Here is a 14466-nt window from a genome sequence, read left to right as displayed (position 1 = left end):
ATATTTTGAAGTTATCAAAGGACAAATTGCTTAAAAAAGACATCACGAAACTAGACCAGCACCGCATGTAAAATACTGGAATTGATTGAAAGGTAGCGATGACAAGTTTTATGTCACACTTTCACACACCTTTCAGGCGTAAAGAGTTGGTGATTACGTAGTAGCGCATCCACCAATCGCACAAATTTTCTTGCGGTTAGAACGAGTGCACGTTTGTGTTGATGTTTTGGTACTTCATTATACTTTTTTGCGTAATATTCTTGGTATTCCAATACATGCTTTCTTACAGAGTTGGCGGCTTCAACTAAGTAATACCGCAAGTAATGATTCCCATTACGAGATAATGAAGTATTTTCAGCGGTGAACCGGCCAGACTGGTATGTACGCCAATATAACCCGGCATATTTTGCGATTTTGGTTTCATCGTCAAATCTTTCGATTTGGCCAATTTCAGCGATAATACCAGCGGCATATATAGGCCCGATTCCAGGAATGGATTCTAATGTTTGCGTTAATCCAGCCATGATCCGCTTAATAGATTTTTCTAGTTCTTTAATTTGTCTTTGATAGGTACGAATGATTTCGATTGATGTTCCTAAAAGAATATCGATTGAGTCTTCTACCACCTTATCTAAACGGTACGACGTGCGAACAGCCTTTTGAATGGTTGATGCGACACATTTCGGGTCACCAAATCGATTTTTACTCTTTTCCTGTAGGAACTCAGCGAGTTCCTCTAAAGGCATGTCAGCTAGCTCTTCTAGACTGAATTTTTCAAGGAACAATTCCATCATGGCGTTACCAAATATAGAAGAATCGACTTCTTGTGAGAACGTATTACATTTATAACTTAGGTGTTGTAGAAAATGTTGTTTCTCCTTTGTCAACATTCTAACGAGTTGATAACGAGCTCTTGTTAATTGCTGTAATGCCACGTATTGACTTTCTTTCACGATGGACATTTGATTTCGCCCAAATCGTAAATAATCAGCGATGACAAAGGCATCAATTTCGTCAGTCTTATTCATGTCTGAATAACTTTTCTTGAAGTTTGCGACTTGTTTTGGATTTAGAAGAAATACCTTTGTGCCAAATCTTTTTAAGTCTTCGTCATGATGGAGAAACATGGATGGGTGAAAACTGTAAACAGATGTAGATTCTAAGCCGATTTTTAAAGTTTCAACCTCTTGATTGGTTGTGCACTGTAATAATCGTTCTTTAAGTACCTGTGCACCTGGTAAGTCATTACTGACTGAAAAAGAATCTAGCTTTTCTCCTTCACCATTTAAAAAGCAAACTTTCATATCAAACGAACTTACATCTAGACCAACAAATAATCTCACGTAAGAGACCTCCTTTCGATTTAGAATCATTGCTTGGACGTCTCGAGATATCTCTAGTGTGTACGCCGACCAACAACCTCGTGTATAAGAGCTAGTCCTGAATCGAAAGCCGCCCTAGAGCTACTAACATCTAGGTTCGAGGATCAGGCTGCTCAGCCTGCGAGTAGGGAGCCCCGCGCGTTCACTGAGAAACACTCTTTTCGTGTGGTAAATCCACAGGGGAATACAGAATTGTCCCAAATGATCCTAAGACCATTATCTAGAAATATCTTGAGACGTCCAAGTATTTTCTTTATTACTGGACTCTTATTAGAGAGAAAAACTAAGCCTGAGATAGGGCTTAAATATTAATATACGAGGGGAATACATTGATATGGTAACTCTACTCCTAAATCGCCCCTTGCAATCATAATTCCATCTACTTCTTTACATATATCTTGAAAATTCTCGATTGCTTCCATCGTTTCTATTTTAGCGATTAAACTTGGAGAAGTTTCTTTATACTGTTGTATAAAATCTCGTATTTCTTTTATATGACTAGGTTTTCGTACGAAAGAACACGCAATAAAATCAACATCCTCTTCTAAAAGAAACTGAATATCTTTTTTATCTTTCTCTGTAATAGCTGGTAAACGAACAGTCGCACCTGGTAAATTAACTCCTTTATGAGATGAGATATTGCCACCTGTTTTAACCTTTGTTTCTATTTTGTCCGTACTTATCTTTTCAACAATTAATTCAACTTCTCCATCATTAATCAAAATTCTACTGTCTACTTTCACATCATTCGCAATTCCTTCATAATCAACACTTGCTTCTGTATTACTCCCTGTAACTGGTTTTGTATGTAAAATAAAAGAATCTCCTGCCTGAAGTGTAATTTGCTCTCCCTTCACTTCACCTAATCTTATTTTAGGACCTTGTACATCACCCAAAAATTTAATAGAGTCATCTAATGATTTCACTAAACGAATGATGTCTTTATGACTTTCATGCGTGCCATGCGATAAATTCAGTCGAACAATTTTCATACCATTCTTTATTAACTGTGCTAACGTTTCTTTATTATTACTTGCGGGTCCAATTGTACAAATTCGATCGATTGTCATTTTTGTCACCATCCTTTTTTTAATAAGTTTCCCATATGAATTTAAAAATAACAGACATAATGACATGAATAGATTAAAATTTACACAAATTTCATAAGGTTAAACCTATATCCCTTGCTGGCTAAGCATTAGAAGATATATTCGCTTTTTTGCAAATGAAGACATGTTGAATCGAAAGTAAAAGAAAAGTTAAGTATGGGATAAACCATTGAGAGTTTCGAAATTTTCATATATTGTTTGAATTGAGTTCGAACTCAAAAATTTAAAAAGGTGGGAAAATTAGTGAATATGAAAAAATCTTTATCGGTGACAACTTTAGGGTTAGCGGTTTTAGGTTTTGGTTTTACTAATAACGCAAGTGCTTCAGAGGTCGATACTGTAGACAAGCAGCCCGTTTTAGTTGACTTTGATACAATTCAATCAACAAAAACATCTAGTGTTCCTAGTTTGACTGTTGCAGCTGCACCTAAGAATGACTCTAACATTAGCGTATATACTCCCTTTTTTGGTAACCCATATGCAGTTGCGAAATCGAAATCAACTACGACCGAAGACTATGTTTATGCAAAAGCAAGAACTTTCAATGGCGATGGCTCATTAGTAAATACGAAAAGTAATAGTGCAAAAAAATCATCCTTTGTAAATGCTACAGCGACCAACACAAGCGTTTATTATGGAGATGATTACGCTATCGGTAATCATACCTATAAATTAAGTGGTTATAATGATGTAAATCACGAAACAAAAGCCTTCTGGTAAGAAAGAGAAAAAAGATATGCATCTTGCATATCTTTTTTCTCTAATACTTTACATATATTGAGGTGCTATTTATGAAACAAATATATATTATTAGCGGTGTTTTACTTATTTCATTACTTACAATTTATATTTTGTTCAATACTTCAATCATACAACCTCATCCTCTTTCCATAGAAAATAAACGAGAGCAACAAACCAATACTATTTCTTATGGATTGAAGGATAATCAAGGCCAACATATCAACAATGGCAGTACAATTACTAGTGAGGATAATAAAATTAATGTAACATTATCATTCGTACATACTATTAATGAAAACCGAAAATATGGATTAATTGTTCTAGAAGATTACTAAGAAAAACCGGGAAAACCACCCGGTCCTTTTTCGTCTAGCGAAAATCCGATAAATTGTACATAATCCCATCAATCCCTGTGTAATCCTGCGGATACATATCTTCACCACATCGTTCACAGGAAAACCTAGGCGGAACAATCGAATCTCCTACATCCATGATATCAAATCTTCTTACCACAGAATCGGGAATATTTTCTGTTTGAGCACAGCCTACACAAACATACTGTACATAGCTAATTCGCTTATGTCCAACTGTGTTTTTCTTCTTTTTCTTTTTTCGATGTTTGCTTACTGGCGAAATAATCAATCACCCTCTTTAAATAATTTCGCGTATTTTGGCATAAAGCTACTTTTATTTTCCATTCTCTGCTTTCTAGGCAGACTTCCCCCTTGTATTCATAAAATGATTCACATTTTGGACAAAGAAGAGGATCTTTTTTTCCACTCGCGATAACTCGTTCCCTCCACGTCTGACGACGTAGTGTTTTTTTCACTTTTATTATCCAACGTCTGGCTTTCTTTTGCCATTCATTTAATAGTTTTTTACATAATGTTTTAATTCGACGTGCATACATGCCATAATGACGAATCATTTTGAATTGCTCATCTGGAATATGACGAATTAATCGAGAAATAAACTCTTCTACAGATATCGTTTCTACTTTTTTCCTCCCATCTAATTTGTCCGTATATGTAAAAGAAACAGATTGCCCATCATATTCCTCGATCCGGTTCAACCCAATAGCAGGTCGACGAATATAGCGGCCAATATACCGAAGTTGTTTTTTTACGTTTCCTTTCTGTTTCGGAGCATGTACATAGAAGCCTTTCCCATTATCAGAAAATGCTTTTTGAAGTTTCGATTGAATTGGCTTTTTTTCTGCCACCGTGAGCTCTTTTCGAATCAGTTTTAACACGATGGTTTGCCACTGTTTCCGAAGCATCTCAAACGGAAGAAAATCATACCCTTTCCACTCTCCAATCTTTGTCATCCCACCCATTGTAACAAGTATATGAACATGCGGATTAAAATTAATTCTAGTGCCGAAGGTGTGAAGACCTACGATAATACCGGGTGTTACCTTAATTTTCTTTTGAAAATAATCCACCAACAGCCTGGCGGCCTCATCCATAAAAATCTTTAATAAATGGCGGTGCAAAAGAAAAATATCTCGAAGTCCTTCATCTACGGTAAAAATAACATGACGATGATTCACCTGAAGTACGTCTTCTGAAAGAAGTCTACTCCATTCTTCACTTTCTCCTACAGAACAAGTTGTACAAAATCGTCCTTTACAACGATAAGGAACTTTTCGAACATGATGACACCCTTCACATACAAACAATTTAAATCCATTTTCAGGGTCTCCACACCCTCTAAATTTTTCAATTTCTTTCAAAACAACTGGACGGATCCTCGCTCCATATTTATCTTTAAATCGTTCCCAATGATTATGTTCATCAAAGAAAATACGTTTTAATATATTTGCTTCCATAACTAAAAAATATCACAATCTAGCGCATTATGGAAATTCCAAATATTGTTCAAAATCCCTTACATAACAAGCTTTCCAAGGAAGCAATTCGTGCTTAAAAACTTATACTTTCTTATCTTTGAACAAAAACCTTTTAGAATAGAAGATACTACTAATGAAATATCACACTATTTTTTTGATATGAAACCAAACAGTTCAATTACTACGAAAATCTCTTTACACACCTCTCCTAATGGAAATGAATTAACCTTTTTAATAATTAAAAAACCTGAATACAAATTAAAAGATAATAACTTAAATAAAGCAGCAATTTTAGAAGATATTCTAAGTATGCGATATTCAATGCATCCTTTTCAGAAAGAAAACGAAAAAATAAAACTCTCCCTTATAGATCCAGATGCTATTTTAAAAGATGGTCTTTACGAACCATTATTTGTTACGAACCGTGAAGAGAACTTACAAACTGTCTTCTTTGAAAAGGAAGGCAAGCAATTAACCCTATCAAACGGTAATGAAACGAATGATGAAATGACTTACGCAATCGTAGCTTTTAAAGATTGGAAACAAGTTGAAATATTTAACAATAGAAAAGTCGTTTATACTAAGGTTGCACCTGAAACAAGACAAATCTTTAATTTCACATTGCCTTCAGTGGATCAGGAAAGTAATTTTCAACTCGTTGCTTTTCCATTTCCTTTTAAAGTTAGCGAAGAAGATTATATCAGTCAACAAGCATTCAGTTCCTTTCGCATCGTAATTGAAAATGATAATAAATAAGTTATACTGTGCACATTACAACAACCTAAAAAAGGCCTACTCACACGAGTAGGCTTTTGAAACTATGAAAGTTTCGTCAATAACTGATTTAAATCTTTTTTCGTTTTCGTCGTTAATGATTTCATTTTATTAATATCGATTTTTTCTTTCTCCGCTCCTACAATTAACGGATACATACTTTGACCGATTGTTTTAGAATCCGTCGGATGTGATGCTTCTAGCTCTTTTTCAATCACGTCCCACTTTTCATTAATTTGTTTGCCAAGCTTATTCACTGTTTCCAATTTTGGATTAGCAGCTAACTGCTTGTCCAAGCTATCAATTAATGCCACAACTTCTTTAACGTTCGTTTTCACAGCAACACTTTTCTTCGGATCTTTCGTTGTCTTTTCGTTATTGTTTGTGTTTGAGCTTGTACTTGTGCTTTGATCTGCTGTTTTCCCGCTAGTCGTTTGGTCATTCGTTTTTCCTGTCGTTTCTTTTTCTTTTGTTTTCACATTCTCATTTTGAGTTGACGTTTTGCCGTTACTTTCTGTTCCTGATGATTCTTTCGTATTTTTTGCATCTTTATCTGTTTTTTCATTTGAAGAAGTATTTGTTTCTTTTTCAGTATCTTTCGTTGTTTTGGACGCTTCATCTGCACTTGTCGTTTTTGCTTCTCCTTCATTTTGCGCTGTTACTTGCTCTTTCTTTTCTGCCTCTTTATCTGCTGATGGACTACAAGCTGCCATAGTAAGCATTGTACCAATTGTTATCGATGCGATAGCGACCTTTTTCATTTTCATATAAATCCCCCTATGTTTACTTTATTTATCCTCCCCTTTACGATTCGATTTCCCCTTAAAAAATCCCTTTTCATACGAATTACCATCTTTCCGACAGTAATCTTCATAATAATACGGACAAAAACTGATAAACTCATTTTAATATTCGAGTTTCTTCTACTTCATTTTTCTGCTCGTAAGTAAAAGAAAAAGAGTATATTGTCACATTAAGAATTACTATCTTTATATGACGATATACTCTTCTATCAAATTTTTATCTTTCTTGACATTTTATTTATACAAAAAAATAAAATTTCCTTTCGTTTTTTGTTTCTCAACATTTGTTAACATAATATTTTTATGAATAACCACCATTCGAGTGAATAACTTGCCCAGTAACCCATTTCGCTTCTTCACTTACTAAAAAAGAAATTAAGCGCGCAGCATCCATTGTTTCTCCAACTCTACCTTGCGGGAATTTCCATACTAAATAATGTTTTAATTCCTCTGTAATCCACCCTGTATTTGTTGGTCCTGGATCAACGGCATTAACAGTAATCCCCTTCTCCATCGCTACTGGTGCTACTGACTTTGTAAATGCTTCAATTGCCCCTTTCGTTGCTGCATATGCTAGTTCATCTGGCATTGGACCTACTGACTGTCCTGAAGTAAGATTAATAATACTCCCGCCCGTTTTAAGTGAATAATGTTTTATAAACAATGAACTTAATAGCATAGTAGCCCGAATATTAACTGTATAATATTTATCCAACTGCTCTACATCTAATTCCTCAATTCTCGTATGAGTAGAATATACTGCATTATTAACTAGAATAGATGGATCACCTAACCGTTCTGATACCATATAAAACAAACGATTTGGCGAATAAGACTGCGATAAATTGATTTCTGCCATTTCACATCGAACATCGTAACTTTCAATTTCCTTTTTCAGCAAAAAGGGTTCTTGATCACTCATTCCCCATGGCATCGCTTTATCATACTTTGGCCAGTACGTGAAAAAAATGTCTATCCCCTTTTGAGCAAGCACCTTGCATACAGCTGCACCAATTCCATTCAGACGAGTTGCCCCTGTTACAATTGCTATTTTCTTCACCTTTTTCTCCTCCATCTATACACAGATCCCCTGCATGAATACAGAGGATCTATCTTCTTATTGAATATTTGACAGTATACGTTCAGCACCTAATTTTAACATTTTAATAAAGATATAATTTACAATCGTAAACATTACAAATAAAACGATAAACATAACCCACAGTCCGACATGAAGGAAGAAGTATAATACACTTACTCCCCCCACAATAATTAAAGCTATTAAAATATTAGCTAAAAAATTCCACAAAGTGGTATATCGGCTCTTAAATAATTTCTGCTCTGTATCCCAATGAATATCTGCAGTTTGCGCGTCCCAGCGTGTTCCGATTAAATTAATTAATAACAACCCGTTCGCACTTAGTAAAAACCACAGTATCATAAAGACTGGAGAAATCCCAGCTACAACTGCCATCGTAATACCGAATACTGCTAAAATGATCACATTAATTAACCAAGCAGTGATTGCTTTCGCAAAAAAGATATCCGAAGCCTTTACTGGTAAATAACGATTCACAAACCAAGAGCTTCCATCTCGCGAAAATGACGTTGTTGCAATGACGTTACTACCCATTAAAAATAACGATGCACAAAGACCAACACCAATTGCAAATCCTGTTGTCTTTGGATTGTTAATATACTCTGTAATAAACTTTAAATTTCCATCTTGCACAAATAAAATAAAGAACAACATAATTGGCATAACGAAAGTTTGTACAATGCAATTTAAGAAAAATTGTGGTGTACGGAATAACGTTTTAAATTCTTTTTTCACATACGCTTTTAAATGCGAACTTTGTACTGTTGATTTCTGTAAACCTTCCGCCGAAATAACTTGTTTCTTTGCTGTACTCGTTGAAAGTCCAATAACCCCTTTTAAATATGTACGCTCTGCTATGTAATAAAACAACACAAAGAAGACAAATGAAATAACTGCAAAGATTATTACATATAAAGGTCCCTTCCAATTTGCATTTTCTACTAATGCCACTGCTCCAAAATATGTAGTTGGAAAATAATTTGTCATTTGTACTAAAAGAGAAGATTGATTATTTACAAGGTATTCCGCAGCCCCATCTCCAGAAAACGCACTTTTATTTCTCCACTGCATAAATACGTTAATTCCTACAATAAATAATATACTTACGATTCCAATAAATATATTTCCTCGATCTTTATTTTTCGCTATATTTGTATACCTCATAATAATTGTCATCAGTAACGAAGCTAATACTAACGGCACGATTGGGAAGAGTAAGTAAATAAAAATCATATATATGTAATATGTAATAAATGCGCCACTTTTTAAACCGTACGTAATGAAGATTGGTAATAAAATGAATGAACTCATTACGTATTGTGTAATTAATACCGTTAAAAATTTTGCCGAAATAATTTGCGCTGGTTTTAATGGTAACGGCAGTAACATTTCAATATCATTGCTGTAGTAAAATACAGTTAAAATGTTCGTTATACTCATTAAAAATACCCATATACTCGCAATCGCAAGTCCCATTGCAATAATCATTCCCGGCCCTTGCCCTAATTGTTTCAGACCTTCATACATTCCGTGCGTCATCGAACCAAATATTAAAAATCCAACAAATAAAATAGCTGCAAATGAAAATAAATACGCCCATCGCTTCTTCTTATCTGCTATAAAATCTGCGTAATTTAACTTTAATAGTACCTTCGTTAACGTCCAAATTTTACTCATTGCCCGTCATCTCCAAGAACATTTTTTCAAGTGATTCATTGGATTTAAAATGATCTCTCATTTCATCTAAATTTCCTTTAAACTGCAAATTCCCCTTATTAATAATAGCAACCCGGTCACATATTTTTTCCGCTACTTCTAATACGTGTGTAGAGAAAAATACAATCTTTCCTTTATCCGCATGTTCTCTCATCATTTCTTTTAAAATATATGCAGATTTCGGATCAAGCCCTGTTAACGGTTCATCTAAAATCCATACATCTGGTTCATGCACGAGCACACCAATAATAACGATTTTTTGTCTCATACCGTGCGAATAACTTTGAATTTGATCAGATAATGCATTATAAAGATCAAACTTCTTCGCTAAAGACTCTATTCGTTCTTGTCTTACTTCTTTCGGCACTTCATACATATCAGCCATAAAGTTTAAATATTCAATTCCTTTTAAACGTAAAAACATATCTGGGCTATCCGGCACATAACCAAACGTCTTCTTCGCTTCCATCGGCTCTTCCATAATATTTTTTCCGTTAATCGTAATCGTCCCTTTGTCCACCCCGTGAATGCCAGTAATCATCTTAATTGTCGTGGATTTACCCGCACCATTCGGTCCTAAAAATCCAAAGATTTCGCCGCTAGGTACAGATAAACTTAAATCTTTTACTGCATAGGTAGACCCATTATAACTTTTTGACACATTCGTAATTTCAATCATTCCATCCAATCCTTTCCTTAATTACCAAATAACTATATTGATATTATAGCATACTTCTATTTTAAGATTTTTACATTTTTCAGTTTATTTAACCTTTAAAATAAATATACACCCCTAATCCAACAATTAAAACGACAGCTAGTATAATATAAATCATTGTTAATCGTTTAATATTCCCCTTTGTCGCTTTGCTATAATTTGCATCACCATTCCGCCCAATTAACACCGTCGCAATGACAGTAATCACTACAAGTAATACAACGATCATGATCCAAGTTAGCATTTCTTCCTCCCCCTCCTTACAACCATTTTACAATATTATCCTCTTTATTTCGCAGCATATTTCCTCTTTTTACTATTATTATGAAGCAAACTGGAAAACTATTATTACCATTCCTATCCAATTGTGATATATTTGTAACATAACGTGACTTATTTCTAACAACGTAAGGAGGACCTATCATGAAAACAACTTGGATAAAATATTTAGGATTTCTCGGTTTCTTCGGTTTCCTCGGATTTTTTTATGAAAAAGGATTGTTTACTATGTTCTGTTTCTTCTCCTTTTTCACATCGTATAGAACAGTTCAACACGATGAACTGTTTGAACAAATTGTCAATAAATCGTGTCGCAATGCATTTATCGTTACATTACTAACTACCGCTATCATTATATTTATTGAAATGTTATTTCCAAACCCGGCGCTACAAGAAATTGATATCGCTCTTATTTTCGGCACACTCATTATTACGTTCGGTTTTTCTATGTTCTTTTATGATAAACCTGTTGATGAAATGGAAGATGCACCATGGCGTTCGTAACGAAGATAAAAGAATACCGCGCAAAATTGAACATGACACAAGAAGATTTAGCGAAGCAAGTTGGTGTACGCCGTGAAACAATTAGTCATCTCGAAAAAGGTAAATACAATCCTTCCTTACAACTTGCTCACGATATAGCGAAGGCACTACATAGTACAATTGATGAGATTTTTATTTTTGAGGATAAATAAAAAATACCGTCATTCTTTCCAAGAAGAATGACGGTATTTCTCATCGATTATCCATATAAAACCGCATGAAATACGCCTAATAGTAAGTATTGATCCTCCATGTAATCTCCATCATATGCATTCATCTCGATGTAATACATATCTTCCTCAAGACGAATATTCCAATCTGCGATTAAATAGCCTTTTCGTAATAATTTTCCCATTCCAAATGAAGTTTTATGAACAACATATTCTTCTGCCTTATATGTAAAGGTAAATATAAAATTTGCATCCAATAACTTTCCGTCACATACAAGTATTTCATGCTCTGCATCATTATTATCGATGTACGTTACTAAAATCTTTCTTTGGCGCTGCCTACTTACATCCTTTGCAATGACGCGAATATTGTTCTTAATATCCTTTATTTCATAAATGATATTACTACCAATTTTCGGAATAAAATCCAGCACTCTCATCAGCGTATTTTTATAATAGCCCCTTACTACGCCTACTTGCTCGCTTCCATTATAAACCTCTATCGGCGTCGTATCTGCTTTGCTATCACACGGTCGTTTGTAAGAAAGCTGCATCATTCGCTCTCCTCTTAAGTACTGATCAAACGTCACAGGATATTCTATCGCACGCAGTTCCTTATTTAGCTCATATAAATAGCATTGAACGCTCTCTACTAATGTTTCAGTAGAGATACGCTCTTGAAGTTCAAATTCTTGCCAGCTGGAAGAAACATTCCATTGATTATGATCCTCTTTATAGAAGAAGCCAAGAATTACCTCTTCACGGTCAGCCGTTTCATATTTCATAGGCACGTTTTGCCCGTGTTGAACTTGTTCCATCCACTGACCTAAATAAATGCCCAGCTCTGCAACCTTCATACATGATTTTTGAAAAAATACTCTGTCATCCATACAGATTGTTAAATCCCCTTCGATAAAACCATTTGTATAAGCAACATACCGTGGCTCATTCGTCTGCGGAATAACCTTGTCTAACTCAAATAAAAACGTTAACATCCTTCATTCACCTCTAGTTGTTACACTAATCATACATGACATCGCATCACTCTGAGAAACTATTTATATACGTATATTTAATTCACGCATTATAACACGTGAATGACCTTGTATAGTAGCGTTATTTTTTGTTCTATATCTTAGTATATGAACTTATATGAGCGATTTTTCAAATATATCTATCGCAACTTACAATATATCAACGATTTTTTCAATATATCTATCACAACTTACAATATATCAACGATTTTTCAAATATATCGATTTTTCGACAAATATCAGCACAATTAAAATGAAGCTACCTTTTCTTCAGCCACTTCTACAATTTCTAAAATTTGTAGCAGACTCTCCACTTCATAAGTCGGATTAACACTCGTCTTATTCTCTTTCAAACTCGGATTATACCAACACGTATCAATGCCGAAGTCTTCTCCGCCTTTCATATCAGAAGTTAGCGAATCTCCGACCATTAGTACACTTGATTTATCCGTAATTCCAAATTTCTCAAATGCATAATCAAAAATCTCACGCGCTGGTTTTTGATGACCAACTTCTTCAGAAATAATAATGTGATCAAAGAAATTACATAAAGGTGAATTTCCGATTCTTGATTGTTGCACCTTCGTATATCCATTCGTAATAATACCTAACTTGCAATCTTGTAGATTTTCACATAATTGTACTGCGCCTTCTATAAGGTGTACTTCTTTCCCTAAGTTTTCAAGATATACATCACTAAATTGCTGCGCATCTACGTTTATATTATGAAGTGCAAATAATTGTCTAAATCGATCTACTGCTAATTCACTTAGCGTAATCATTTTATTTTCTAAATCTCTCCATAATCCATTACTAATCTCTTTATAACTTGCAAGATAATCATTATACCCTGTAGGCATACCAAACTGTACAAACGCATTATGTAATGCGTGTCTTTCCGTTTCAGGGAAATCTAATAATGTATCATCTACGTCGAATAATATAACTTTGTATTTCATGATGTTTTCCTCAACTCCTATATTCTCATAGCTTAATTATAACAACAATAAGAAAAGGAGGCTAATTAAAACCAGCCTCCCTTCTTCTTACTTATCTTCCAGCAATAACTCTTTCATTTCCTCTAACGACTCTTTCGTAAAGCCAAGAGCCCTTTCAGCGTATGCTTCAACTGATCCGTATTGCTTTTGAATTTCACCAATCGCAGCTTGCAAGTATTCAGCACGTGCTTCAAACATTGCACCTAATATCGCTCTGCTCTCATCGTTTTGTAATTTCGCACCTAAAAAGGCCATCATTTTTTCATTTAGCTTTTCACGAAATCCGTTACTTAGTAAGTAGTCTTCCATTACTGTTTTTTCTGGTACACCTAGTAAAAGTAGTAATAATGCTGAACCAAATCCAGTACGATCTTTTCCAGCTGTACAGTGGTTTACTAACGGTAAGTTTTCCGGGTTTTGCGCTAAGTTTAAGAAGCTCACGAATGCCTCGTTACCACTTACGAAACCTTGGTTCATTTTCACAAGATATTCACCTGGTTTTCCTAACATAGAAAGGTCACCAACTTGGAAAAACTCATTTATATTTAAGTCTTTCGCTAAGTCTTGCATAACTGGTAAGCACACTTGACGAGCACCCGTAATTTCTGGATTCGGCTTATGCTTCACTTCAAAGTCTGTACGATAATCGCAAATTAACTTTAAGCCAGACTTTTGCAAATAGGCAATATCCCATTCAGTTAGCCCTGCTAATTCTTCAGAACGATATAATTTGCCCCATTTTACTTTACGGCCTTCAGTCGTTTCATATCCTCCCATATCACGGAAGTTAAACGCACCTTGTAATGGCAATCTACGCTCGGCTACTATTACTGCTTGTCCATTACTTCCTACTAATCTAAAATATGGACGTTCATTTTCACTCGGGTTTTCAATTGTATATGATAATTCTCCATTTACCGTTGCAAGTAGTTCTCCATTTTCTTCAATATGATCTGGTGAAGTACTCCAATAAATACGAACTTCTTCTATATTATTTTCCCACTTTATTTGTAACGTATTATCTTCAATTCTTTCTACAGTTGCTTGTAGCCAATTTCTTTGCTGCTCCATTCTTTCACCAACGCTTTCTCATATAATCGAATCTTTCTTTATTGTATTATAGGATTATCTATTTTGTCGTTCTCATTTTTCTTTTTATCTTACAAAGAGGCAAAAAGTTCTTTTACTTGTTCATAAGTTGTACACGGATTCCCTCGAAAGACATATGCAATTTGTTCATCACCTAAA

General features: G+C 34.7%; 13 protein-coding genes and 3 pseudogenes. 5 read left to right on the top strand and 11 right to left on the bottom strand.

The window, feature by feature from the left end; all coding sequences use genetic code 11:
* Window positions 1-113 precede the first annotated feature (113 nt).
* Window positions 114-1343, bottom strand: a complete 1230-nt coding sequence (locus MHI28_RS00160; RefSeq protein ID WP_100909797.1) for an IS110 family transposase — start codon at window positions 1341-1343, stop codon at window positions 114-116.
* Between the two features lie 353 nt (window positions 1344-1696).
* Window positions 1697-2452: pseudogene (locus tag MHI28_RS00155) on the bottom strand (pyruvate kinase); the annotation flags it as partial.
* A gap of 282 nt (window positions 2453-2734) precedes the next feature.
* Between MHI28_RS00155 and MHI28_RS00150 the strand changes: the two are divergent.
* Together MHI28_RS00150 and MHI28_RS00145 are read left to right on the top strand one after the other, a co-directional pair.
* Complete coding sequence (locus tag MHI28_RS00150; RefSeq protein ID WP_001056355.1) at window positions 2735-3211, top strand: hypothetical protein; 477 nt, start codon at window positions 2735-2737, stop codon at window positions 3209-3211.
* A gap of 71 nt (window positions 3212-3282) precedes the next feature.
* Window positions 3283-3564, top strand: a pseudogene (locus MHI28_RS00145) (hypothetical protein); the annotation flags it as partial.
* 245 nt (window positions 3565-3809) lie between these two features.
* Here the strand turns inward: MHI28_RS00145 and MHI28_RS00140 are convergent.
* A complete protein-coding gene (locus MHI28_RS00140; protein ID WP_100910182.1) occupies window positions 3810-5063 on the bottom strand; it encodes an IS91 family transposase in 1254 nt (417 codons plus the stop codon).
* A gap of 117 nt (window positions 5064-5180) precedes the next feature.
* Here MHI28_RS00140 and MHI28_RS00135 point away from each other — a divergent pair.
* Window positions 5181-5840, top strand: a pseudogene (locus MHI28_RS00135) (hypothetical protein); the annotation flags it as partial.
* Window positions 5841-5902: 62 nt separating this feature from the next.
* Here MHI28_RS00135 and MHI28_RS00130 read toward each other — a convergent pair.
* The 5 genes from MHI28_RS00130 to MHI28_RS00110 all read right to left on the bottom strand — a co-directional run bounded on the left by MHI28_RS00130 (window position 5903) and on the right by MHI28_RS00110 (window position 10438).
* Window positions 5903-6625, bottom strand: coding sequence for a hypothetical protein (locus MHI28_RS00130; RefSeq protein WP_000782525.1), 723 nt, complete (start codon window positions 6623-6625; stop codon window positions 5903-5905).
* A gap of 337 nt (window positions 6626-6962) precedes the next feature.
* Window positions 6963-7721 carry an SDR family oxidoreductase gene (locus tag MHI28_RS00125; protein ID WP_002162716.1) on the bottom strand — a complete coding sequence of 253 codons (759 nt, stop codon included), beginning with the start codon at window positions 7719-7721 and terminating at the stop codon, window positions 6963-6965.
* A gap of 57 nt (window positions 7722-7778) precedes the next feature.
* Window positions 7779-9437, bottom strand: a complete 1659-nt coding sequence (locus tag MHI28_RS00120) for a putative ABC transporter permease subunit (RefSeq protein ID WP_000036853.1) — start codon at window positions 9435-9437, stop codon at window positions 7779-7781.
* Window positions 9430-10155 (bottom strand): ABC transporter ATP-binding protein, encoded by a 726-nt coding sequence (locus MHI28_RS00115; protein WP_000570204.1) that lies wholly within the window; start codon window positions 10153-10155, stop codon window positions 9430-9432. The genes MHI28_RS00120 and MHI28_RS00115 overlap by 8 nt, the downstream gene beginning before the upstream one ends.
* A gap of 88 nt (window positions 10156-10243) precedes the next feature.
* Window positions 10244-10438, bottom strand: coding sequence for a hypothetical protein (locus tag MHI28_RS00110; RefSeq protein ID WP_000958861.1), 195 nt, complete (start codon window positions 10436-10438; stop codon window positions 10244-10246).
* A 179-nt stretch (window positions 10439-10617) separates the two neighbouring features.
* On the opposite strand from MHI28_RS00110, the gene MHI28_RS00105 reads away from it, so the two are divergent.
* Window positions 10618-10977, top strand: a complete 360-nt coding sequence (locus MHI28_RS00105) for a DUF3796 domain-containing protein (RefSeq protein WP_000859207.1) — start codon at window positions 10618-10620, stop codon at window positions 10975-10977.
* On the top strand, window positions 10965-11168 hold the full coding sequence (locus MHI28_RS00100; RefSeq protein WP_000896294.1) for a helix-turn-helix transcriptional regulator: 204 nt from the start codon (window positions 10965-10967) through the stop codon (window positions 11166-11168). The genes MHI28_RS00105 and MHI28_RS00100 overlap by 13 nt, the downstream gene beginning before the upstream one ends.
* 47 nt (window positions 11169-11215) lie before the next feature.
* On the opposite strand, the gene MHI28_RS00095 is transcribed toward MHI28_RS00100, so the two are convergent.
* From MHI28_RS00095 to MHI28_RS00085, 3 genes are all read right to left on the bottom strand, one after another.
* Window positions 11216-12181 (bottom strand): tubby C-terminal domain-like protein, encoded by a 966-nt coding sequence (locus MHI28_RS00095; protein ID WP_000955132.1) that lies wholly within the window; start codon window positions 12179-12181, stop codon window positions 11216-11218.
* A 287-nt stretch (window positions 12182-12468) separates the two neighbouring features.
* Window positions 12469-13179 carry a YjjG family noncanonical pyrimidine nucleotidase gene (locus tag MHI28_RS00090; RefSeq protein WP_000875913.1) on the bottom strand — a complete coding sequence of 237 codons (711 nt, stop codon included), beginning with the start codon at window positions 13177-13179 and terminating at the stop codon, window positions 12469-12471.
* An 87-nt stretch (window positions 13180-13266) separates the two neighbouring features.
* Window positions 13267-14289 carry a tyrosine-protein phosphatase gene (locus MHI28_RS00085; RefSeq protein WP_000437801.1) on the bottom strand — a complete coding sequence of 341 codons (1023 nt, stop codon included), beginning with the start codon at window positions 14287-14289 and terminating at the stop codon, window positions 13267-13269.
* Between the last annotated feature and the right edge of the window lie 177 nt (window positions 14290-14466).

Origin of the sequence: Bacillus sp. FSL K6-0268 (assembly GCF_038005425.1) — a bacterium.
GTDB lineage: Bacteria > Bacillota > Bacilli > Bacillales > Bacillaceae_G > Bacillus_A > Bacillus_A thuringiensis_S.
The sequence above is the reverse complement of the archived record's forward strand: the minus strand, read 5'-3'. Positions and strand labels throughout refer to the sequence as shown.

Excerpts from the sequence above, each read along its gene's own strand:
- MHI28_RS00140 (WP_100910182.1), bottom strand. The coding sequence starts at position 5,063 with ATGGAAGCAAATATATTAAAACGTATTTTCTTTGATGAACATAATCAT.
- MHI28_RS00130 (WP_000782525.1), bottom strand. The coding sequence starts at position 6,625 with ATGAAAATGAAAAAGGTCGCTATCGCATCGATAACAATTGGTACAATG.
- MHI28_RS00120 (WP_000036853.1), bottom strand. The coding sequence starts at position 9,437 with ATGAGTAAAATTTGGACGTTAACGAAGGTACTATTAAAGTTAAATTAC.
- MHI28_RS00115 (WP_000570204.1), bottom strand. The coding sequence starts at position 10,155 with ATGATTGAAATTACGAATGTGTCAAAAAGTTATAATGGGTCTACCTAT.
- MHI28_RS00110 (WP_000958861.1), bottom strand. The coding sequence starts at position 10,438 with ATGCTAACTTGGATCATGATCGTTGTATTACTTGTAGTGATTACTGTC.
- MHI28_RS00105 (WP_000859207.1), top strand. The coding sequence starts at position 10,618 with ATGAAAACAACTTGGATAAAATATTTAGGATTTCTCGGTTTCTTCGGT.
- MHI28_RS00100 (WP_000896294.1), top strand. The coding sequence starts at position 10,965 with ATGGCGTTCGTAACGAAGATAAAAGAATACCGCGCAAAATTGAACATG.
- MHI28_RS00095 (WP_000955132.1), bottom strand. The coding sequence starts at position 12,181 with ATGTTAACGTTTTTATTTGAGTTAGACAAGGTTATTCCGCAGACGAAT.
- MHI28_RS00090 (WP_000875913.1), bottom strand. The coding sequence starts at position 13,179 with ATGAAATACAAAGTTATATTATTCGACGTAGATGATACATTATTAGAT.
- MHI28_RS00085 (WP_000437801.1), bottom strand. The coding sequence starts at position 14,289 with ATGGAGCAGCAAAGAAATTGGCTACAAGCAACTGTAGAAAGAATTGAA.